The sequence below is a fragment of the Jeotgalibacillus proteolyticus genome (assembly GCF_002926065.1).
GTDB lineage: Bacteria > Bacillota > Bacilli > Bacillales > Jeotgalibacillaceae > Jeotgalibacillus > Jeotgalibacillus proteolyticus.
Genome location: NZ_PREZ01000004.1, coordinates 40,261 through 60,353, shown reverse-complemented (window position 1 = coordinate 60,353; position 20,093 = coordinate 40,261). Strand labels below are relative to the sequence as shown.

24 protein-coding genes and 1 pseudogene are annotated in these 20,093 nt (G+C 41.4%); 14 read left to right on the top strand and 11 right to left on the bottom strand.

Annotated features, from left to right (window positions below; all coding sequences use genetic code 11):
* Window positions 1-136: 136 nt before the first annotated feature.
* Both C4B60_RS10505 and C4B60_RS10500 read left to right on the top strand, forming a co-directional pair.
* Window positions 137-499, top strand: a complete 363-nt coding sequence (locus tag C4B60_RS10505) for a HesB/IscA family protein (RefSeq protein WP_104057969.1) — start codon at window positions 137-139, stop codon at window positions 497-499.
* 144 nt (window positions 500-643) lie between these two features.
* Complete coding sequence (locus C4B60_RS10500) at window positions 644-892, top strand: type B 50S ribosomal protein L31 (protein WP_104057968.1); 249 nt, start codon at window positions 644-646, stop codon at window positions 890-892.
* 233 nt (window positions 893-1,125) lie between these two features.
* On the opposite strand, the gene C4B60_RS10490 is transcribed toward C4B60_RS10500, so the two are convergent.
* Together C4B60_RS10490 and C4B60_RS10485 are read right to left on the bottom strand one after the other, a co-directional pair.
* Window positions 1,126-1,776 (bottom strand): SDR family oxidoreductase, encoded by a 651-nt coding sequence (locus C4B60_RS10490; protein ID WP_104057966.1) that lies wholly within the window; start codon window positions 1,774-1,776, stop codon window positions 1,126-1,128.
* A gap of 68 nt (window positions 1,777-1,844) precedes the next feature.
* The gene (locus C4B60_RS10485) at window positions 1,845-2,840 is read right to left on the bottom strand and encodes an NAD(P)/FAD-dependent oxidoreductase (RefSeq protein ID WP_104057965.1); all 996 of its coding nucleotides are present in this window, start codon (window positions 2,838-2,840) and stop codon (window positions 1,845-1,847) included.
* Between the two features lie 365 nt (window positions 2,841-3,205).
* Between C4B60_RS10485 and C4B60_RS10480 the strand changes: the two genes are divergently transcribed.
* From C4B60_RS10480 to C4B60_RS21825, 5 genes and pseudogenes are all read left to right on the top strand, one after another.
* A complete protein-coding gene (locus tag C4B60_RS10480) occupies window positions 3,206-4,420 on the top strand; it encodes an NAD(P)/FAD-dependent oxidoreductase (RefSeq protein ID WP_104057964.1) in 1,215 nt (404 codons plus the stop codon).
* A gap of 69 nt (window positions 4,421-4,489) precedes the next feature.
* Window positions 4,490-4,820: pseudogene (locus tag C4B60_RS10475) on the top strand (NUDIX domain-containing protein); the annotation flags it as partial.
* A 351-nt stretch (window positions 4,821-5,171) separates the two neighbouring features.
* The gene (locus C4B60_RS21435; RefSeq protein ID WP_167578628.1) at window positions 5,172-5,294 is read left to right on the top strand and encodes a YuiA family protein; all 123 of its coding nucleotides are present in this window, start codon (window positions 5,172-5,174) and stop codon (window positions 5,292-5,294) included.
* A gap of 165 nt (window positions 5,295-5,459) precedes the next feature.
* A complete protein-coding gene (locus C4B60_RS10470) occupies window positions 5,460-5,786 on the top strand; it encodes a YuiB family protein (RefSeq protein WP_280632264.1) in 327 nt (108 codons plus the stop codon).
* 185 nt (window positions 5,787-5,971) lie between these two features.
* Entirely contained in the window at window positions 5,972-6,619 is a 648-nt protein-coding gene (locus tag C4B60_RS21825; protein ID WP_280632263.1) for a 3D domain-containing protein, read from the top strand.
* 45 nt (window positions 6,620-6,664) lie between these two features.
* On the opposite strand, the gene C4B60_RS10460 is transcribed toward C4B60_RS21825, so the two are convergent.
* Both C4B60_RS10460 and C4B60_RS10455 read right to left on the bottom strand, forming a co-directional pair.
* Window positions 6,665-7,474 carry a cobalamin-binding protein gene (locus tag C4B60_RS10460; RefSeq protein ID WP_104057963.1) on the bottom strand — a complete coding sequence of 270 codons (810 nt, stop codon included), beginning with the start codon at window positions 7,472-7,474 and terminating at the stop codon, window positions 6,665-6,667.
* A gap of 20 nt (window positions 7,475-7,494) precedes the next feature.
* Window positions 7,495-7,974, bottom strand: coding sequence for a divergent PAP2 family protein (locus C4B60_RS10455; RefSeq protein WP_104057962.1), 480 nt, complete (start codon window positions 7,972-7,974; stop codon window positions 7,495-7,497).
* A gap of 146 nt (window positions 7,975-8,120) precedes the next feature.
* Here C4B60_RS10455 and C4B60_RS10450 point away from each other — a divergent pair, with 146 nt between their 5' ends.
* The 7 genes from C4B60_RS10450 (at window position 8,121) to C4B60_RS10420 (ending at window position 14,143) form a co-directional block, all read left to right on the top strand.
* Window positions 8,121-9,629 carry a leucyl aminopeptidase gene (locus tag C4B60_RS10450; protein ID WP_104057961.1) on the top strand — a complete coding sequence of 503 codons (1,509 nt, stop codon included), beginning with the start codon at window positions 8,121-8,123 and terminating at the stop codon, window positions 9,627-9,629.
* Window positions 9,630-9,889: 260 nt separating this feature from the next.
* A complete protein-coding gene (locus C4B60_RS10445) occupies window positions 9,890-10,756 on the top strand; it encodes a GNAT family N-acetyltransferase (protein ID WP_245153973.1) in 867 nt (288 codons plus the stop codon).
* A gap of 179 nt (window positions 10,757-10,935) precedes the next feature.
* A complete protein-coding gene (locus tag C4B60_RS10440; protein WP_245153935.1) occupies window positions 10,936-11,160 on the top strand; it encodes an NUDIX hydrolase in 225 nt (74 codons plus the stop codon).
* 375 nt (window positions 11,161-11,535) lie between these two features.
* On the top strand, window positions 11,536-12,861 hold the full coding sequence (locus tag C4B60_RS10435; RefSeq protein ID WP_104057959.1) for a Na+/H+ antiporter family protein: 1,326 nt from the start codon (window positions 11,536-11,538) through the stop codon (window positions 12,859-12,861).
* 89 nt (window positions 12,862-12,950) lie between these two features.
* Window positions 12,951-13,169 carry a hypothetical protein gene (locus C4B60_RS10430; protein ID WP_104057958.1) on the top strand — a complete coding sequence of 73 codons (219 nt, stop codon included), beginning with the start codon at window positions 12,951-12,953 and terminating at the stop codon, window positions 13,167-13,169.
* Window positions 13,170-13,321: 152 nt separating this feature from the next.
* Window positions 13,322-13,717, top strand: a complete 396-nt coding sequence (locus tag C4B60_RS10425) for a hotdog fold thioesterase (protein ID WP_104058446.1) — start codon at window positions 13,322-13,324, stop codon at window positions 13,715-13,717.
* A 60-nt stretch (window positions 13,718-13,777) separates the two neighbouring features.
* Complete coding sequence (locus tag C4B60_RS10420) at window positions 13,778-14,143, top strand: DUF2188 domain-containing protein (protein WP_104057957.1); 366 nt, start codon at window positions 13,778-13,780, stop codon at window positions 14,141-14,143.
* A 16-nt stretch (window positions 14,144-14,159) separates the two neighbouring features.
* Here the strand turns inward: C4B60_RS10420 and mnhG are convergent, their stop codons facing one another.
* From mnhG to C4B60_RS10385, 7 genes are read right to left on the bottom strand one after another with little or no spacing between them, the layout of a single operon-like run.
* Window positions 14,160-14,531 (bottom strand): monovalent cation/H(+) antiporter subunit G, encoded by a 372-nt coding sequence (gene mnhG / locus C4B60_RS10415; RefSeq protein ID WP_104057956.1) that lies wholly within the window; start codon window positions 14,529-14,531, stop codon window positions 14,160-14,162.
* Window positions 14,515-14,799: a Na(+)/H(+) antiporter subunit F1 gene (locus tag C4B60_RS10410; RefSeq protein WP_104057955.1), complete on the bottom strand. Its 285-nt coding sequence runs from the start codon at window positions 14,797-14,799 to the stop codon at window positions 14,515-14,517. The genes mnhG and C4B60_RS10410 overlap by 17 nt, the downstream gene beginning before the upstream one ends.
* Window positions 14,799-15,275, bottom strand: a complete 477-nt coding sequence (locus C4B60_RS10405) for a Na+/H+ antiporter subunit E (RefSeq protein WP_104057954.1) — start codon at window positions 15,273-15,275, stop codon at window positions 14,799-14,801. Before C4B60_RS10405 ends, C4B60_RS10410 begins: the two co-directional genes overlap by 1 nt.
* 6 nt (window positions 15,276-15,281) lie before the next feature.
* A complete protein-coding gene (locus C4B60_RS10400; protein ID WP_104057953.1) occupies window positions 15,282-16,763 on the bottom strand; it encodes a Na+/H+ antiporter subunit D in 1,482 nt (493 codons plus the stop codon).
* Complete coding sequence (locus C4B60_RS10395) at window positions 16,756-17,097, bottom strand: Na(+)/H(+) antiporter subunit C (protein WP_104057952.1); 342 nt, start codon at window positions 17,095-17,097, stop codon at window positions 16,756-16,758. Before C4B60_RS10395 ends, C4B60_RS10400 begins: the two co-directional genes overlap by 8 nt.
* On the bottom strand, window positions 17,097-17,522 hold the full coding sequence (locus C4B60_RS10390) for a Na(+)/H(+) antiporter subunit B (RefSeq protein WP_104057951.1): 426 nt from the start codon (window positions 17,520-17,522) through the stop codon (window positions 17,097-17,099). Before C4B60_RS10390 ends, C4B60_RS10395 begins: the two co-directional genes overlap by 1 nt.
* Window positions 17,519-19,924, bottom strand: a complete 2,406-nt coding sequence (locus C4B60_RS10385; protein WP_104057950.1) for a Na+/H+ antiporter subunit A — start codon at window positions 19,922-19,924, stop codon at window positions 17,519-17,521. Before C4B60_RS10385 ends, C4B60_RS10390 begins: the two co-directional genes overlap by 4 nt.
* Window positions 19,925-20,093 lie beyond the last annotated feature (169 nt).

Genomic DNA, 20,093 nt, shown 5'->3' with positions numbered 1-20,093 from the left:
ATACTGCATAGCTTCTAAGAGAGGGGAGTATACTTCGTTTGAGTGAAGGAACGAGCCTGTTCTCGATTCAAAAGGTTGAGACCATTTGCCAAAAAAGCTATACTACGGTTACAGGAAACTTTTCGGAGGTGTTATTATGGAGCAGGTAATCAAGATCTCTGAAGCAGCTGCGCTTCAGGTAAAGGATATGATGAAAGAAGCGGAAGAGGAAAATTCATATTTGCGCGTGGCTGTTAAAGGCGGCGGATGCAGCGGTTTGTCCTACGGAATGGGCTTTGAGCAGGAAATCAATTCAGACGACCAGCAAGAGCTTCATCATGGAATCCGTGTCATTATTAAATCAGAGGATACCGATATTTTAAAGGGTACAGAAATTGATTATAAAGAATCGCTCATGGGCGGCGGATTCACGATAGAAAATCCAAATGCGATCGCCTCATGCGGCTGCGGGTCGTCATTCCGAACTGCTGCAAAAGCAGGTACACCGGAGAATTGCTAAAGAAATTTATTTACATGCTATGAGAAAAACCTTCCTTTTAAAGGGAGGTTTTTTGTTTGCAATCAACTAGTGAATATGTTTTAATAGATAATAGTAATCATTACGATTTATGTTTTCTAATTTAGTAAAATTGGAGGTTTTATCATGAAACAAGGACAACACCCTGACTATCGTAAAGTAGTGTTCATGGATACAAATAGCGGCTTTAAATTTTTAACTGGCTCCACGCTCCACTCAAAGGAAACGATTGAATGGGAGGATGGAAATACGTATCCCTTGTTTAAGATAGAGGTAAGCTCAGACACGCACCCGTTTTATACGGGCAGACAGAAATTCGCTGACAAAGGCGGTCGGGCAGAGAGATTTAATCGAAAATATAATATGAATCAATAATAGAGGAGGCTTACAGTGGTTGTTCGCTGTAAGCCCTTTTTTGTGTGTAATTTTACAATATATTAGTCATAAACCTGTGAGGATTTCTCAGATATTTTATATACGGGTTTTAATGTTTTTCATAAAGTTGATTTATTTACTTTCTTGTTTTTTTGAAAAAAGTAAACTTATTTTAAAAGCAATAAATAAGACAGACAAAAGCCCTCACCATTCTATATGGCAAGGGCTTAATTTTATAGATGCTCCAAAGCAGGCTTAATCTCACTGTCGTCGCTGTTTTGAATTTCAATTGTCATATTTTGAAGTCCCTCAATTAAGAGTGATTCCACTAATACCGTCGCAACGTCCTCACGGGTAATCGAACCCTTGTGATTAGCCAGGCTTTTGCTTGCGGTAATTTTGCCTGTTGCCGGCTTATCTTCAAGGCCGACCGGACGGATAATTGTATAGTTTAACCCGCTATTCATTAAATGAACATCGGCATTATGCTTTGATTTTAAATAATGGTGGAAGCTTTCATTGTCAGACGCAATTGATGGATCGTCTGCGCCAATCGAGCTTAGCAGGATAAAGCGCTCGATTCCTTTTTCTTTTGCGTAGTCAATCGCCTTAATAGCTCCCTGCTCATCAACAGACGTTGTTTTGTCAGGTCCGGTATCAGGTCCTGAACCGGCTGCAAAAATAACGGCATTCACGTCTTCCATTACATAATCAAATTCATTTTCAAGATCAGCGATAATCGGCCGAGCACCGAGCTCTTCCATTTTAGATGCCTGCTCTGTTTTTCGAATCATAGCCCGCACTAAATGCTGCTCACTTTTGGCAAGCTTTTCTACCACCATGCTGCCGGTTGTACCATTTGCTCCAATAACTAATACATGCATAGGTCATCACCTTTCAGATAAGTGTTTTTTACACTATTACCCTTATGGCGACTGCCTAAACAAACAGGTTATTCAAACATGGACGTACTGTGCATTGGCTGAACACGCGCTTTTGGATCAATAGAAGCTTTTGCATTGTTAACGGCAGTTGGCGCTTCACCAAAACCTGAAGCGATCAGCTTAACTTTTCCGTCGTACGTACAGATATCTCCTGCAGCATAAATGCCGGGTACAGTTGTTTCCATTCTGGAGTTGACAACGATTGAATTTTTTTCAATTTCCAGATCCCAATTCTTAATCGGGCCTAGAGATGAAACGAACCCATAGTTAATTAAAAGGTCATCTAGTTCAACTGACACCTGCTCTTCTTCTCGTCCTTTTTGGAGGACAAGGGACTTAATGTTTCCATCAACAGCCTGATAGCCTACAGGTGTATATGGCGTCATAATATTGACGCTTGAATTCATTAGCTGCTCTACACTGTGTTCGTGTGCACGGAATTTATCTCTTCTGTGTATAAGTGTGACAGACTCAGCAATTGGTTCGAGCATTAGCGCCCAGTCTACAGCAGAGTCTCCGCCGCCGCATAATACGACTTTGCGTCCTCTGAATTTTTCCAGATCCGGTACAAAGTAATGAAGGTTTTTGTCTTCAAAGTCACTTAGTCCGTCAAGATCAAGCTTACGCGCCTGGAACGCACCATTTCCTGCTGTAATGATAATAGTTCGTGTATGATGGATCTCTTCATTTGTAGTAAGCAAAAACGTTCCATCTTCAAGCTTCTCTACATTGATGACCTCCTGATCCAGACAAACCGTTGTATCAAAGCGATCCATTTGCTCTACCAGGTTATCGACAAGCTCTTGTGCTCGTACCTTTGGAAATCCGGCTACGTCATATATATATTTATCAGGGTATAAAGTTGAAAGCTGTCCGCCAAGCTGAGGAAGACTTTCTATAATTTTCACACTTGCCTGACGCATTCCACCATAAAAAGCGGTGAATAGTCCGACGGGTCCGCCGCCAATTACCGTAATATCGTAAACTTGTGTATCTTCTTTCATCTCGATCCCTCCATTAAATGAAACCAGACACCCAAAAAAAGGGTGAATGGTTTGGCCTCTAAGCTAAATTTCACACTGTGTGTATTTTATCATATTCCTTTTTTAAAGCCTACTCCATGCTCATGCCTTTAATAAATTCATACTTTTGGATGAAAAACATTGACAAATTATTCTGATTTCCTTTCTATACCTTGAAAACTGGACAAAAAAAGACTATGATTGATAGAGAGATGAGCTATCCATTCACAAGAAACTAGTTTGCTGTTTTCTTTCGTGAATGTTATCACAAACTTTATAAGATATAGGGCTTCGCGATGGCGCCTCAAACACCATCGCAATTTAATGTAAAGGTGGAAGTGATCCAAGTGAAGAGACCTACAATAGTAGTATTAGGAGCAGGATACGGAGGATTATCCGTTATTACAAAGCTTCAAAAGCTTGTCAGTGCTGATAACGCAGACATCATTCTAGTTAACAAAAATGATTACCATTATGAAACAACTTGGCTGCATGAAGCATCAGCAGGTACTATGCATCATGATAAAGTAAGATATGATATCGGCGGCGTTTTGGATAAAGGGAAAGTTACCTTTGTCAAAGCGAGTGTAGAAAACATCGATACTAAAGGACAAAAGGTAATTACAGACCGCACTGAGATTCCTTATGACTACCTTGTTGTAGGATTAGGATTTGAAGGGGAAACATTTGGTATTCCAGGCTTAAAAGAGCATGCCTTTTCTATTGCAAATATTAAGGCTGCCCGTCAAATTAAAGAACATATTGAATATCAATTTGCTACCTACAGTGCAGAAGAAGTGAAGGACCCTGCGCGCTTGACAATTATTGTTGGAGGAGCAGGTTTTACTGGCATCGAATTCTTAGGAGAGCTTGGAGAGCGTGTTCCTGAGCTTTGCGCGGAATATGACATCGACCCTAAAGCAGTCCGCGTTCTTTGTGTTGAAGCGGCACCAATGGTACTTCCAGGCTTTGATAAAGAGCTTGTAGACTATGCGGTTTCTCACCTTGAAAGCAAAGGAATCGAGTTTTCAATTGGAACACCTGTAGTTGAAGCAACGGCAGAAGGCGTTAAAATCAAAAAAGACGAAGATGTCTTTGAAGAAATTAAATCTAATACAGTTGTCTGGGCAGCCGGCGTTCGCGGAAACCCGATTATTGAAAAAGCAGGCTTTGAAAACATGAGAGCCCGTGTAAAAGTAGATTCGGACCTTCGTGCTCCTGGCTTCAACAATGTATTTATCGTTGGAGACTGCGCATTGATGATTAATCCTGAAAATGACCGTCCATATCCTCCTACTGCTCAAATCGCTATGCAGCAGGGTGCACATACTGCAAATAATATTGCAGCAATGCTTAAAGGAGAAAATCTTGAAGCATTCACACCTGATTTAAAAGGTACTGTATGTTCCCTTGGTGGAGGAGAAGCAATCGGTGAGGTATTCGGACGTAAGATTACCGGTAAGCGTGCAGCTATTATGAAGAAAGTAATCGACAACCGTGCCCTTCTAATCATTGGGGGACCTGGACTTGTATTTAAAAAAGGCAAGCTGAACATGATTTAATAGCTTGATTTTAAAAGAGCAGCTCACGGCTGCTCTTTTTCTATCTCATCAAAAAGGGAGGGGCAGGAGATGAAACAGAAGAGAGGGAGCGTATGGCTGGCTGCTGCAGGACTGGTCGTAAATGACCGGGATGAATGGCTGGTCGTAAAAAAGAAATATGGCGGTTTAAAAGGAGCCTAGTCTCTGCCAGCAGGATTTGTAGACAAAGGTGAGACCGCGGACCAGGCTGCTGCACGAGAGGTGCTCGAGGAAACGGGCATTATTGCTGAGGTAAAAAACGTAATCGGTGTCAGAACCGGTGTGATAGGATCTGAAATTAGCGATAATATGATAATATTTGCTTTAACATGTAAACAGACTGAACAGATCATTAAAGTTCAGGAGAAGGAAATTGAAGAAGCGAAATGGATGTCTGTAGCCGCTCTTAAGAATGAGGTTAAAATTTCTCAAATAATTCCCGCCATGATTGAAAAGTATGGAGCTGGTGGACTAACGCAGCATTCCCTTGGTAATCCGGGAGACCATTTCAATTATACAGCTTACCATCTTTTTTTATGAGCAGCGATTGTCTAATTGTGAACAAATTTCGAAATATCCTTATAGTTCTAAATTTTCTGATAATTAAAGGATAATGAAGTATAGACAAGTTGTATTCGCTTACATGGCTTAATTTCGCCGTATATGACTCTTTTCACCTTCTAAGCTGTCGTGCTATAGTTACTCTCAACCACATTTGAGAGGGGTCGCTTCTATGAAAAAGACAAACAGAAAATCAAGCAAAGCATGTGATTATTGTTCAGGCCTTGGTTACTTCCAGCTCCGTCTGGGCGGATCAGAGACATGTCCTTCATGCGGAGGAAACGGTAAAAAATAAAACAGCCATATTACACTATATATAAGCAGCCTGAATCCCCGGATCCAGGCTTTTTATTTTGCCTAATCACCCCCTTTGTGACAACTACATGAATAAAGACAGGGTACCATTGCACCTGTCACCCAAATAAGGTAGACTGTTGAAGTGAATGTGGAGGTGTGTCGTTTGGGGACATTTGGGATTGCTCAATTACTGATTTCGATGCTGCTTTTTCTTGTACTCTTTTTTGGCATCGGATTTTTATTAAATATGCTGCTTCGGATGACGTGGGTGATGGCCGCTATTTATCCGATCGTAACCATTTTAATCGTAGACGAAGTTCGTTTTATACAATATTTTCGTTCCCCGGGAGAGTCATTGACGTTGCTCGGCGATCGATTTTCTTCTTTAGCAGCGGCAGATATTTTAATATTATCAAGCGGTATGGCAGGTGCAATTATAGCTGGTCTTGTAATGAGATGGCTTCGTGCAAACGGCTACCGGATGTTTTAAAGCTCCCAGGATATGTGGAGCTTTTTTTAGTTGTCAAAAAATTATTGCTTGTTAAGGAATTGCCAATTTACTAGCTTAAAGACCTAGTACGCTTTCTAAAAACCCCACATTTATTCCTCATTCATAGAAAAAAGGATTAGATTCCTTTAAACAGGGGAAAAATCAGTTTGGAAGGAGAGATAAAAGTGAAAAATGCCATTTATATGAAATTATTAACTTTGATTATAATATTTGCATTTATAACCCTAATTCCCTTAAATTCAAAAGCTGAAGTCATGTTCACTTCTACGATCGAGCCTCCAAGTAAAGAGGTAGAGAGGGTAGAGGTGCTTGATGATCAGCTTCTTGGAGACCGGGATCTTTGGCTTGAAACAAAAGCTTTAGCAAAAGAGAGAACATCACGGACTTTTATTGCCTCAAAACTAACTACATCTGATAAGAAAACGGTCCCTGAGCATATTAAAAGCTATCCTGCAAAGACAGTAACAGCTACCGGATATACTGCGGGGGAAGAATCTACCGGAAAGAACCCGGGAGATAAGCTTTATGGCATTACCTTTTCGGGTGTAGAGGTTAAACGGGATACATATTCTACAATTGCAGCTGATCCTAAGGTTTTTCCAATCGGCTCTATTTTATTTATTCCAGGCTACGGGTATGGAGTCGTTGCTGATACAGGAAGCGCAATAAAAGGGGACATAATTGATTTGTATTACGAGACGGTTGATGATGTCTTTAATGAATGGGGCAAGCAAAAGGTTAAAGTTTATGTGGTCAAAAAAGGCGATGGCTCCTTTTCAGAAAAAGAGCTGTTAAACCTGAATGGTAACTAAAAAAGAAGCGTGATTAATTTCACGCTTCTTTTTTATGAGAATTTATTAGGTTTTAAATAGAGCAGGGAGTTCAATTTCTTTATACTGTTCCCGGTGAAGAAGATTTCCGAGTTTCCATATGCCCTCGATCAACCTTGGGGAAGGCCTGCAATAGAGATCCTCTTCCAAAACGTGTATCCGGTCCTCCTGTATAGCGTTAAGCTCACTCCAGCCTGGACGTTTTCGAACGATTTCCGGCTTGACCTTTTCTGTCCTCACACCTACCCATGCCAGACAAATATGGTCAGGCTCTCTTTTTCGTACATCCTCCCAGTCTGTTTGAACACTCGCAAGCTCTATATCCTTAAACAGGTTTGTACCTCCAGCGAGTACACTTACTTCCGTTAACCAATTTACAGCACCTGGAGTAAAGACAGGCTTTGGCCACCACTCCCAATAAAGAGAAGGTACTGAGGAAACATTGCTTGAAGTGGCTTTAAATTGCTCGATCATTTCCTTAAATTCGGTTTGAACATGCAAGGCTTTTCCCCTGCAGCCCGCAGCCTCGCCGAGCGTCAGGAGATCCTGCCCTATTTCCTCGAGGCTCTGCGGATTTAAAACAATATGGGGGATATCCCTTTTTTGAAGCTCGTCAATATTCTTCTCCATCCCTGGTACACTCAGTGAAGCAACCACCAGGTCGGGCTTTAAAAACTCAACCTCATCCATGTCGATAGAAAGATCCGGGCCAAGGCGCGGCAGTGTCTGGACTTCTTTAGGCCAGTCTGAAAAATCATCCACTGCAATGAGAGAAGAGGTCAATCCTAGATAATGAATCAGTTCTGTATTGCTTGGACAAATTGAGATCATTCTCATTAAACTTCACCTGCCAATCATTAAATCGTTAAAATAAAATGAATAAGTAATGTTAGTAAGATTCCGGTTAAACCGCCAAAAAAAACTTCCACTGGCTTGTGGCCAAGCAGTTCTTTCAATTCTTTTCGTTTTTCTTCTTCGTCTTTTTCAGTCCACCCTTTAGCTTCTGAAACGAATTTATTAAAATCCTTCATTAGCTGGTTAATAACAGCGGCCTGTTCACCGGCTTGAAACCGTACACCAGTGGCGTCAAACATTGTGATGATCGCAAATACGGTAGCGAGAGCAAAAACTGGAGAAGACAGGCCTGACTCTAACGCGATTGCAGTAGCAAGCGCAGTTACAGCAGCTGAGTGAGAGCTGGGCATTCCTCCGGTTGAGGTAACAAGCGACCAGTCAATTTTTCTCGTTCCAATAAACTGAATCGGGACCTTTACCACCTGAGCAAATAAAATGGCAAAAAGTGAGGCCCAGAGTGGGAAATTCGTAAATAATTCCATAAAATTGACTGCACCCTTTCTGCTGTCTTGAATCGATTATTTGTGCCATTATATCATAAAAAAGTTTCATTTTTGAGCGAGAGCGTTTTATCGGCAATCGAAATATATTCTGATATTCTGTATAATAAAGGCTGGAGGTGTTCGAAATGAACTGGACAATACATAATCAAAATCCATTGGAACAGACGCATGAATATTTAGTTGCGGGTCTGTGGAATAAAACAGCCAAGCTAGATGGTTTTTTAGAAGAACTTGACCAGCAATTTCAAGGTGAATTAGCAGGGCTCGTGAAGGAAGGGGATCTTTCATCTTCAGTTAGAACCATTACAAAGCTTCCGTCTTTAGGAAAATCAAAAGCAAAGCGAATAATCTTTGTAGGACTCGGTAAGGAAAAGGATCTAACCATTGACGATCTTCGTGAGAGCTTCGGGGTGTTAAGCAAGGAGCTGAAAAAAGCGCGGGTTGCAAAGGTTTCAGTAGCACTGGATACTTTCTTAACCGATGGCATATCAGAGTCAGATGCAGCGCAAGCGCTGGCAGAAGGTGTAGCTCTTGCTGCCTATGAGTTTGAAGGCTACCGGCAAAAGCGAAATCTTCCGGAAGTAAATCTTGAAACGCTTGAAGTGTATTCAAATGCCGATGAGCGGGAATTAAATGCTGCTCTAGAGGTAGGCTATGTTTTAGCTGAAGGAACAAACTCTGCCCGTACGCTTGTTAATATGCCTTCTAATATGCTGACAGCTGCTAAAATGGCAGATTACGCAGCTGATATGGCAAAAAAATACGGCTTTGATTCGGAAATACTCGGCCTTGAAGAGCTGGAAGAATTGGGCATGGGCGCATTACTGGCAGTAAATAATGGATCGGACGAACCGCCAAGAATGATCGTTCTTAAGCATCAGGGCAAGGAAGAATGGACTGATGTAGTAGGGCTGGTCGGTAAAGGAATTACATTTGACACAGGCGGCTATTCCATTAAGCCTAAAGACGGCATTGTCGGTATGAAGGCCGATATGGGAGGCGCGGCTGCAGTGCTTGGGGCAATGGAGATTATCGGCAAGCTTAAGCCGGAGCAAAATGTTGTTGCCGTTATTCCGGCGACAGATAATATGATCAGCTCTAAAGCATTTAAGCCTGATGATGTCATCACTTCTTTAAGCGGAAAGACAATTGAAATTTTAAATACTGATGCTGAAGGACGTCTTGCCCTGGCTGATGGGGTTACCTATGCAAAGCAGCATGGTGCAAACTATATTATCGACGTAGCAACGTTAACAGGCGGTGTAATTGTCGCGCTCGGTCTTGATAAAACCGGTGCGCTTACAAACAATGAACCTCTTTTTGAAAAGGTGCTTGAAGCTTCTGCTGAAGCTGGAGAATTTATCTGGCAGCTTCCTTATACAGAGGGAGATCGCAAAAGGGTACGGAAATCACCGGTAGCAGATTTAAACAATTCTCCGGGAAGAGACGGTCACGCGCTGTTTGCAGGGGCATTTATCGGAGAGTTCACTGAAGGTACCCCATGGGTGCACCTTGATATCGCAGGAACTGCTACAACCAAATCAGCTCATTCCCTAGGACCAGCAGGAGCAACAGGAGCTATGACACGAACGCTCGCTCTTCTCATCGAGCAGTTTACATTAGAGAATAAATAAGTACAAAGTTTTGAATATTAAAGGAAAAAGAAGTACTATTCGCAGCTGAATTGTACTTCTTTTTGTTTAAAGGTTTTTTTCGTAAAATATTGTTTTGAAACAGATAAAGCAATATTTACTTTTTATGGTATTATTTAAACAATAACAGATAGGGACAGCTAACCTATGCAGATTTTTATTCGGTTATGTAAAAGGAGAATTAAATGTTGATAACGATTCAAAAAGCAGTCATTTCAGATGCCCAAAAGCTAACAAAAATCATGAAAAAAACATTTGATGAAGAAGCAAGAAGATGGCAATTAAATCAGGGAATGATCGATTACAATATTCAACCTCCAGGCTATTCTTCAGTTGAAATGACTAAATATATGATTGAAGAATTAGTCTATTACAAAATAATTTATAACAAAGAGGTTGTTGGCGGCATTATCGTGACCATAACGGGTAAGTCCTTTGGACGTATAGACCGTATTTTCGTAGACCCGGATTTTCAAGGGAAAAAAATCGGTTCAAGAGTAATAGAATTAATAGAGGAGGAATTTCCATCAGTAAGAACGTGGGATCTTGAAACATCAAGCAGACAAGTCACTAACCACGTTTTTTATGAGAAAATGGGTTATAAAATAACCTTTCAAACAGAAGATGAATATGGCTACATAAAGAGAATAAAGAGCCCTATTGCTATAGAGAACCTAGTTAGTGATAAGGATTTAACAAATACTCAATATGAGAATTGTGATATGGAAAAGACAGAGTGTTACCAAGTGAGTTTAAAAGGAAGTTCTATTTCTAACAGCAACCTGATGAATACTCATTTCAGTAACTGTAACCTTAGTTATTCAAAATTCCATAACATTAATTTCAACTATTCATCTTACGCCGATTTAAACCTTTCTCATAGCAAGATGAGGTTAGTGACTCTTGGTGGAGTACGTTTTATAGATGCAAATCTTGGGGAAGAACAGGAACCAGTTTCATTTGAACGATGCGACCTTCCAGGAACTAAAATTAGCAACAGTAATCTATCAAACCTCCAGATTACGGATAGTGACATTTCAGGAATGACAATAAACAATATACCTGTAGATAAACTGCTTGAAGTGTATTATCGAGAGTTGAAAAAGTAAATAGTCTTTATAAGAAAACAGCCGCATAGGAATGGCTGTTTACCTATATCTCACACCCCGCAGATAGCATCCGCCTAAGCGCAGTGAACCAGGCGTAAGAAGAAACAGGGCTTGAAGTAAGTGACCTTACATACAAAGGCCTTTATGAATATGTAAATCCCGAAAAAAACGAACGCCATATGATCTTTAACTATTTAGCTAAAAGCTTCAAAGGGAAATTAGTAGAAGACTCTCCTGAAGGTAAACCTATTTGGGTTAAACTCGATCAAGTCCCAAACCTTCCAATGCAAAAGTCCATCAGAAGAAGATTCCCTCTGTTTTTTGAAGAAGGAACATTCGAAATTCAAATCGAATGGGACAATGAAAAAAATCAGGAAGGTCGAGTTAATATAAGAAAAACATAATTATCCCTTTACTTATTAACAGTATAATTTTCAAGCACTAAATTACCTCACCAGAAGTTGATTGGAGTGTAAGGGGGTGACTCCTGCGGGAAGAAGCGGGAAGGCTGAGATCCACTTGCGTTAGCAAGTTAGCTCAGCTCCCGCCCCGCGGAAAGCATGCCCCTGCAGTGTAAATCAACACGCCTCCTTTAGACCCCTACACTAATTAACATCCAAATTTTAATGTAATTACTAAAGCACATCGTACAAAAATTCCGTCTATTTGCTACTTCGTTGACAGGCTAAAGCAGGTTTGTTAAGTTATGATAGTGTTTTATCACGTTACCTGTTTAGCAGACTAAAGAAATCAACAAATAGATTGTGAGGATGATTAAATTGAACGCCGTAATCATTGCTGTATCACTGATGTTAATTTTAAGCCTATTAAGAGTAAACGTCGTAATCGCCCTGGTCATCGGCGGCGTTGTTGGCGGTTTTGCCGGCGGCTTAACCGTTGATGAAATTACCACCGTATTCTCTGCAGGCGTCGGCGGCGGCGCGAATATCGCTTTAAGCTATGCGCTGCTCGGAGGATTTGCAGTAGCTATCTCCCACACAGGTCTTCCTCAGCTGCTCGTAAATAAAATCGTAAAATTGGTTCGCAGGAAAGGGGAGGAGCGCCAGCAGACACTTCCAAAGGTGCTCGTTGTTCTAGTCATCCTATTTATATCCTGTCTATCCCAAAACGCAGTACCTGTGCATATTGCCTTTATCCCTTTATTGATCCCGCCGTTATTGCTCGTCATGAACGAGCTCCAGCTGGACCGAAGACTGATCGCCTCAGCGATTACATTCGGACTCACTGCACCATATATTTTACTGCCATTTGGCTTTGGACAAATTTTTCATCAGACTATTGCTGTCAATATGGAGCTGAGCGGGCTTGCCATTGATTCTTCTACAATCCCGAAAGCGATGCTTATTCCGACAATCGGTATGGTATTGGGTCTTTGTATTGCTATATTCTTCAGCTACCGTAAACCAAGACAATACGAAAATAAAGCTTTAACAGACTCCGATTCACCGGCAGTTGAAAAGCCTATTAAAACGAAGGATCTAATTGCAACATTAGCTGCAATTACAGCAGCCCTCGCTGTTCAAACGTTTATTGAATCAATGGTCTTTGCTGCAGTTGTCGGTCTTAGTATTTTATTTGCAGCTGGAACGGTTAAGCTGCGTGACCAGGATGGTTTAATGACAGAGGGGATGAAAATGATGGCGTTTATCGGTTTTGTCATGATTGCCTCCAATGGATTTGCTGCCATATTAACTGAAACCGGACATGTGGAAGGTCTTGTTGACAGCGCATCAGGTATCTTTGGCGACAATAAGGCGATTGCCGCTCTTTTAATGCTGCTGGTAGGCCTGGTGGTTACCATGGGGATCGGCTCTTCCTTTGCCACCATCCCAATCATAACTGTTATTTTTGTTCCACTGGCGCTTCAGCTTGGGTTCAGCCCTCTGGCTACAATCGCTTTAATTGGAACAGCTGGGGCACTTGGGGACGCAGGATCTCCTGCTTCAGACAGCACGCTCGGCCCTAGTGCCGGTTTAAATGCAGACGGTCAGCACAATCATATCTGGGATACATGCGTGCCTACATTTATCCATTATAATATTCCTCTCATTTTGTTTGGATGGGCTGCTGCACTAATCCTGTAGAGTAGGCTTTTTTCTCAATTAAGCTGATTGCCCAGCCTAATCTTTTCTTTTCACATATGTATATAAGGAAAGAAGAAGGAGGGAGAAGAATGCCAAATTATCCTGTATGGAGTCGTTCAGGGTATAACCAGCGGTTTTTTGGAGCACCTTTTATCGTAGCCCCTTTTTTAGGCGGTTTATTAGGCGGAGCTCTAGGTAGTGCGTTGGTCCGCCCGCCAATATATGGCGGTTACCCTCCATACCCACCGCCATATTTCCCGCCGGGCGGTTACCCATATCCTGGTTACGGCCCTTACCCATATCGTTAGACTCAAGGCTTAACCTCTTTTAAATAGCTCTATTGTTGAATGCTGTAAGCACATTTTTAGTGTTTACGGCATTTTTTTATGGAGTCAATGCTTGATTTTTCCTGTATTACTCCTCAAGATAAAAGAGATAAGGAGAAAGGGAGTGTTTGCCAGTGGAAAAACTCAGTGTAAAGGGAACATTAATCGAAGCGCTTGGCATCGAATTTGTTTCCATTGAAAAAGGAAAAGTAATTGCGACCATGCCAGTAGATGAACGAACCCGACAGCCTTTAGGCTATCTTCATGGAGGCGCCTCTGTGGCGCTTGCTGAGACCGTTGCAAGCTATGGGACGGTTGCGTTAATTGATGCTGAAACACATATTTGCTTTGGTCTCGAAATAAATGCAAATCATATTAAAGCAAAAAGAGAAGGTATAGTTACGGCAACTGCCTCAACGATTCACCAGGGGCGTACTACGATGGTATGGGAAATTAACATCACTGATGAAGATCAAAAACTGATTTGCGTCTCACGCTGCACAGTGGCAGTCGTTGAAAAAAAACAATAATACGTTTACATACATCCTTTCGTGGAATGATAAAACTATTATACGGAAAGGGTGAGTCATATGCCTTGGTCAAAAAATGATTATCCTGATTCATGGAAGAACCTTGATGAAAATGTCCGAAATAAAGCGATTGAGATAGGCAATGCCTTATTGAGAGAAAACTATGAAGAGGGAAGAGCCATTGCCATTGCGACAGACCGCGCGGAGAAATCAGCTCAGGACGACGGGGACCAACCTGTTTTCCATATCAAAGAGCATGATAAGGGTTGGCAGCTGCAGCAGGAGGGCAAGGACAGGGCAATTTTCACTGAAAGCACAAAGGGAGAGCTGGAGGATAAGGCAAAGCCCTACGTAGCTAAACATCATGGTAAACTGGTTATTCATAAGGCGGATGGCTCAGAAGAGCTGACCCTTTATGATAACTAAAAAAAGAAGGATCCCGTTAGTAGCGGGATCCTTCTTTTTCTTTTTCAAATTGTTCTTTTTTGGCTAAATCATCCTGAATCGATTTATCCCATAGTTTAACACCGGCATTATAAGCAGCGCGTGAAATCAAATGTCCACCAACAGGGGCAGTAATCAGAACAAAGAAAATTCCCAGTACGATTCTGGAGTTGAAAAATCCTTCCTCAGTTAAAAAGAAGATCAATGTCCCAATTAATATACACATGACACCAAGAGTCGCACTTTTGGATGCAGCATGTGTCCTGGAATAAATATCAGGCAGACGAATTAAGCCGATGGCTGTTACTACACTGAAAAACGCGCCAATTAATATGAAAAGGATGATGAGAATATCACTTATGTCTGTCACGTTGGATAATCTCCCCTTTCTCTATAAATTTGGAAAAGGCCACTGTCCCGATAAACGCCAAAATTCCAAGAAGGAGAATAACCTCTAAGAAAACACTTGTACGAAGCAGGATGGAAACAAGACCAATAACCGAAATCAAACTGATCCCAAGAGAATCCAGGGCAATAACCCGGTCAGCAGTGCTTGGACCTTTTATTACTCTGTAAACAATCCCAATCATAGAGAGAACCACAGCGATTAAAGCAATCGACACGACAATGTCTAACATTATCGGCTCACCTCCATAATTGCTTTTTCAAAACCATCTTTTATTGATGATACTGCCTGATTTACATCAGGAATATTTAAAGCGTGAATGTAGAGTGTTTCATTATCATCAGAAACATCCATTACAAGCGTTCCGGGAGTTAAGGTGATAAGAAGGGAGAGGAGTGTAATCTCCCAATCCTTCTTTAACTCAGTGTCATATTTGAAAATACCGGGCTTCATATCCATCTTTGGTTTTAAGACGATAAGCAGTACTTCAAAGTTTGCTTTAATTAATTCCCATACAAACATTAAGGTCAGTTTTATAATCGCGACGATTTTTCCCATATAAAAACGTCCACTGAGGAAGCGCCTCATTCCAAAGATGACCAGCATACCAAGAAAATACCCGATAATAAAGTTTGCCAGGTTAAAGGTGCCGGCCATGAACATCCAAAGGAACGCCAAAAAGAAATTTAATAATAGTTGAAATGCCATATCACATTACTCCTTTAGCACTGCGTCTATATAGATTGCAGGGTTTACGAGTGGTTCGACTGCCTGTGTAATAAAAGGTCGTACCGCTTCTGCCCCTACACCATATGCGATAGCGATCAAAATAAGCGCAGCAGCAGGTACCCACAAGCGTGTAGCAAGATGAGCCTTTGCACCATGATACTCTCTTGGCGTTCCCCAGAAGCCATTTGTAAAAATCTTCATTGCCGAATAAAGAACAACTAAGCTTGAGATCAAAATAAGCAGAGGTCCGATCATGTCACCAGCAGCGAATCCGCCTCTGACAATCAGCAGTTTACCGATGAAACCGCTGAGGGGAGGGATCCCTGCCAGTGATAGTGCACCAATGAAATATGTCCATCCAATCCATGGGTAGTCTCTGATCATTCCGCCCATGTCTTTTAAGTGGCTGGACCCTGCTATTGCCATCATAATTCCTACAAGGAGGAATAGAGCAGCTTTGATAACCATGTCATGAAGCAGATAAAAAATTGCTCCCTCAAGGCCATCAGGTGTCATAACTGCCACTCCGTAAAGAATTACACCTACTGCAATGATGATATTGTAAATGATGATCATTTTAACATCACGATAAGCAAGTGCCCCTATCGAACCGATAATCACTGTCAGCAAAGCTAAAGCACCTAAAACAATGTGAACGTAGCCTCCATCCTGATAGAAAAACAAGGAGAAGGTTCTCATGATCGCATAAATCCCGACCTTTGTAAGAAGTGCACCAAAAAGCGCAAGAACAGGAATTGGCGGTGCATGATAGGAACCTGGAAGCCAGAAATACAGCGGGAAAATTGCTCCTTTTAATCCAAACACTATCAGGAAGAAAATCCCTATGACTGAAATAATCCCTGGCTCATTTAGTGCTTCAATACGCTGAGAGATATCAGCCATATTCAACGAGCCGACCACAGCGTATAAATAGGCAACGGCAGCTACAAATAGGGCAGAAGAAATGACGTTGATTAAAACATATTTAATTGATTCACGAAGCTGTCCTTTTTTTCCACCTAACACAATAAGAAGGTAAGAGGAAATCAGGAATACTTCAAAAAATACGAACAGGTTAAATATATCGCCTGTGGTAAATGCTCCGTTTAACCCTACAAGTAAAAACAGCACAGATATATAGAAGAAATAACTTTCGTATTCTCTGTCAGAGTAATAAATAGCATACCATAGAACAAAAAGGACAATGATGCTTGTGGTCAGCACAAGGAGTGCCGAAAGCATATCCGATACGAGCGGTATCCCGTAAGGTGCCGGCCAGCTTCCAAGATTAACCGTCAGAATTCCATTTTGTTTAACCGCAGCAACTAAAACAGCTGAAGCGATAATGGTTGCAATAGCCGTTACAATTGAAATTACCCGCTGGGCTGCAATGTGTTTCGGAAATAACATTAGAATTACAGCTGCCAGCAGGGGAATCAAAATCGGAAGTAAAGGTAAATTAATCATGACTTTCAGTACCTCTCATTTGCTCCATATTATCTGTTCCAAGCTCCTGATATGCTCTGTAAGCGAGAACCAGGAAAAAGGCTGTTACCCCGAAACTGATAACAATCGCCGTTAAAACCAATGCCTGCGGTAAAGGATCTGCATACTCAGAAATATTGTCCATTAAGACCGGTGCTGACCCCGATTTTAGACCGCTCATCGTAAGCAGTAATAAATGAGAGCCGTGACCTAAGAGGACAGTTCCGATAATTATGCGTATTAAGCTTTTGGATAGAATTAAATACACCGCACAAGTGAATAAAATTCCGACTATAATTGACATTAGAAATTCCATTATTCACTCTCCCCTATCGTTTGAATAATGGTCATTGTTATACCTATTACGACCAGGTAAACTCCGATATCGAATAACACCGCTGTGTGAAGAGATGTTTCGCCCAATAAAGGAATATCAAAATAATCGTAAGCATGTGTGAAAAATGGAACGTTGAATAACAATGCACCAGCTGCTGTTAAAACAGCAATCAATAATCCTATTGCGGTCATTCGTTTATAATCAAACGGCAGAATTTTGTTCATCGTTTTAATATCATAGGACAGCAGCAGTAAAACTAAAGCGGCTGCTGTCATCAATCCACCAATGAATCCGCCGCCGGGCGTATAATGGCCGGCGAAGAACAGATGGATTGAAAACAAAATAATTATAAACGAAATGATTTTTGTTACGGTTTGTAAAATGACATCATTTGTTTTTTTCATTCATTTTCACTCCTTACTGCACGAAAACGGATCATTGCATAAATTCCTAGTGCTGCGACACCTAAAACAGCTATTTCAAACAGGGTATCAAACCCACGGAAATCAACTAAAATAACATTTACCATGTTTCCGCCTGCCGCAAGATCATAAACATTCTCAATATGATATTGTGAAATGGATTCAAATGAACGGTAGCTGAAAGATGAAAATGCTAACAATGTAACTGTGAGTCCTACTAATACAGCAAGAAGTGCATTTCCAAAGCGGAATCCCATACGCTCTTCTTTTCTGCTGATTTCCGGTAGATGATAGAAGCACAGTAGGAATAGTGCAACGGAAACAGTCTCAATTACAAGCTGTGTAAGAGCCAGGTCAGGCGCTCCAAAAAATACAAAGAATAGAGCAATAGAATAGCCGACAGCACCGAGTGAAATAAATGACATTAAACGGGTCTTGGCAAACAGGATAGTTATGGCACTTGCCGCAAGAACGATTGCCAGGACCACCTCATAGGGTTCAATCTGTGCCAGATCAGCCGTATCGAACAAAAACGCTCCTCTGATAAAAAGGGTAGCGAGAAGAATCGCAACAAAAAATGAGAAAATATAAACAAGGTAGGTTCTCATGAATCCTGACATTACGCCGTTTGTTAAACGATATCCGCCAGTTTCGCTTCCCGCGAGGCCTTTGTCATAAAAGCCGTTTAGTGTCAAACGCTCCGGAATCCGGTTATAGATCCCCTGCCATTTAGGCAAGGTTGAATATAAAACAATCCCAATTAGAACAACGCCAAGGGTCATAAATAATTCAGGCGTAAAACCGTGCCAGAAGTAAATATTTACGTATACCTCCTGACCAGCATCCCCAAGAGCCGGTAAAATGGCTTCAACAGCCGGCTTAATCATACTGTTTGACAACAAGTTAGGGAAGAAACCAAAGACAATAACAAGAGCAATCAGAATTAAAGGTGAGATCAGCATGCCAATTGGCGCCTCATGCGGCTTCTTAGGAAGCTTCTCAAACTGTGCCTTGCCAAGAAAAGTTTTGTAGACAAGCATGATGCTGTAAACAAACGTAAACACGCTTCCAACCCATGCCAGTACAGGGAACAGATATCCCCATGTATTTAAATTAAATACATCAACCTCAATGATGGAAATCATTGCTGCAAGAAACATTTCCTTACTTAAAAATCCGTTAAATGGCGGAATTCCTGCCATTGAAAAAGACCCAATGATCGCAATTGTAAAGGTGATCGGCATTAACGTAACTAAACCGCCAAGCTTACGTATATCCCTTGTACCTGTTTCGTGGTCCACAATCCCGACCATCATAAACAGGGCTCCTTTAAAGGTTGCGTGGTTAATCAAATGAAAAACAGCGGCAATTGTTGCAATCATATAGATGTTTTCATCGAGATAATCATAGTGAAGAGCAGCTGCTCCTACACCAAGCAATGACATGATTAACCCAAGCTGGCTGATCGTTGAAAATGCCAGGATGGCTTTTAAATCAGTTTTCTTAACCGCATTAAAGGATCCCCAGAAGAGGGTGAAAATCCCAAAACCGGCAACTAGCCACAGCCAAAGGCCGGATTCTGCAAACACAGGGCTCATACGGGCTACCAGATAAATACCGGCTTTAACCATCGTCGCCGAGTGAAGATAAGCACTGACAGGTGTCGGTGCTTCCATCGCATCGGGAAGCCAGATATGGAATGGAAACTGTGCAGATTTCGTGAAGGCTCCAAGTAAAATAAGAAGCAGAGCCGGAACAAACAGCGGGTCAGTAATGAGAGTGCCCGACATTCCTGCGAGCTCCTGAATACTGAATGTGCCTCCCATTAAATAAAGGAGCACGATACCACCGAGCATTGAAAGTCCGCCAAAGACCGTTATCAGCATGGATTTCTGAGCGCCGTAGCGGGAACGCTCCCGATCATACCAATACCCGATCAGGAGGAAAGAAGAAATGGAGGTAAACTCCCAGAACATATATAGCACAATTAAATTATCAGAAAGAACTACTCCAAGCATCGCTCCCATAAACATGAGGAGATAGACATAAAAATTATGAAGGGCTTCTTTCTCTTTTGCCAGGTAGTAAATAGAATAAAGAACAACGAGTGTTCCGATTCCGGTGATCAAAAGGGCAAACAATAATCCGAGCCCATCAACATGAGCGGTAAAATCTATCCCTAAAGAAGGAATCCATTGAAAGGTTTTAGTGACAGTTTGTCCGCCGCCAGTAAGGGGCAAATACTGTATAAAATAAATAAACAATGCTAATGGAACGAGTAATACGAACCATCCTGTGTGAATAGTACGCAATCCCTTAAATAGAAAAGGGATGAAGACTGCCGCCAGAAAAGGCAGTACAATGGCAAGGTGAAGCAACGACAACGAAAATCCCTCCTTAGTAAATCCATTACAATAGATTCCCCATACAGGGGTCTGCACATGTAAATAAGGACTACATTAGTAAGCAGTTCTTATCTGCAAACGCAGTCCTTTGCAATTTGACCAATTTTGTTTACGTAAATAGAAGTATAACGTAAAAATACAATCTGTG

Coding starts and splice junctions, on each gene's coding strand:
- C4B60_RS10445 (WP_245153973.1), top strand. CDS start 9,890: ATGAAAAAAACATTTGATGAAGAAGCAAGAAGATGGCAATTAAATCAG.
- C4B60_RS10505 (WP_104057969.1), top strand. CDS start 137: ATGGAGCAGGTAATCAAGATCTCTGAAGCAGCTGCGCTTCAGGTAAAG.
- C4B60_RS10440 (WP_245153935.1), top strand. CDS start 10,936: ATGATCTTTAACTATTTAGCTAAAAGCTTCAAAGGGAAATTAGTAGAA.
- C4B60_RS10490 (WP_104057966.1), bottom strand. CDS start 1,776: ATGCATGTATTAGTTATTGGAGCAAATGGTACAACCGGCAGCATGGTG.
- C4B60_RS10485 (WP_104057965.1), bottom strand. CDS start 2,840: ATGAAAGAAGATACACAAGTTTACGATATTACGGTAATTGGCGGCGGA.
- C4B60_RS10420 (WP_104057957.1), top strand. CDS start 13,778: ATGCCTTGGTCAAAAAATGATTATCCTGATTCATGGAAGAACCTTGAT.
- C4B60_RS10455 (WP_104057962.1), bottom strand. CDS start 7,974: ATGGAATTATTTACGAATTTCCCACTCTGGGCCTCACTTTTTGCCATT.
- C4B60_RS21435 (WP_167578628.1), top strand. CDS start 5,172: ATGAAAAAGACAAACAGAAAATCAAGCAAAGCATGTGATTATTGTTCA.
- C4B60_RS10400 (WP_104057953.1), bottom strand. CDS start 16,763: ATGATTAATTTACCTTTACTTCCGATTTTGATTCCCCTGCTGGCAGCT.
- C4B60_RS10430 (WP_104057958.1), top strand. CDS start 12,951: ATGCCAAATTATCCTGTATGGAGTCGTTCAGGGTATAACCAGCGGTTT.
- C4B60_RS10395 (WP_104057952.1), bottom strand. CDS start 17,097: ATGGAATTTCTAATGTCAATTATAGTCGGAATTTTATTCACTTGTGCG.
- C4B60_RS10410 (WP_104057955.1), bottom strand. CDS start 14,799: ATGTTAGACATTGTCGTGTCGATTGCTTTAATCGCTGTGGTTCTCTCT.
- C4B60_RS10390 (WP_104057951.1), bottom strand. CDS start 17,522: ATGAAAAAAACAAATGATGTCATTTTACAAACCGTAACAAAAATCATT.
- C4B60_RS10450 (WP_104057961.1), top strand. CDS start 8,121: ATGAACTGGACAATACATAATCAAAATCCATTGGAACAGACGCATGAA.
- C4B60_RS10500 (WP_104057968.1), top strand. CDS start 644: ATGAAACAAGGACAACACCCTGACTATCGTAAAGTAGTGTTCATGGAT.
- C4B60_RS10405 (WP_104057954.1), bottom strand. CDS start 15,275: ATGGCATTTCAACTATTATTAAATTTCTTTTTGGCGTTCCTTTGGATG.
- C4B60_RS10460 (WP_104057963.1), bottom strand. CDS start 7,474: ATGAGAATGATCTCAATTTGTCCAAGCAATACAGAACTGATTCATTAT.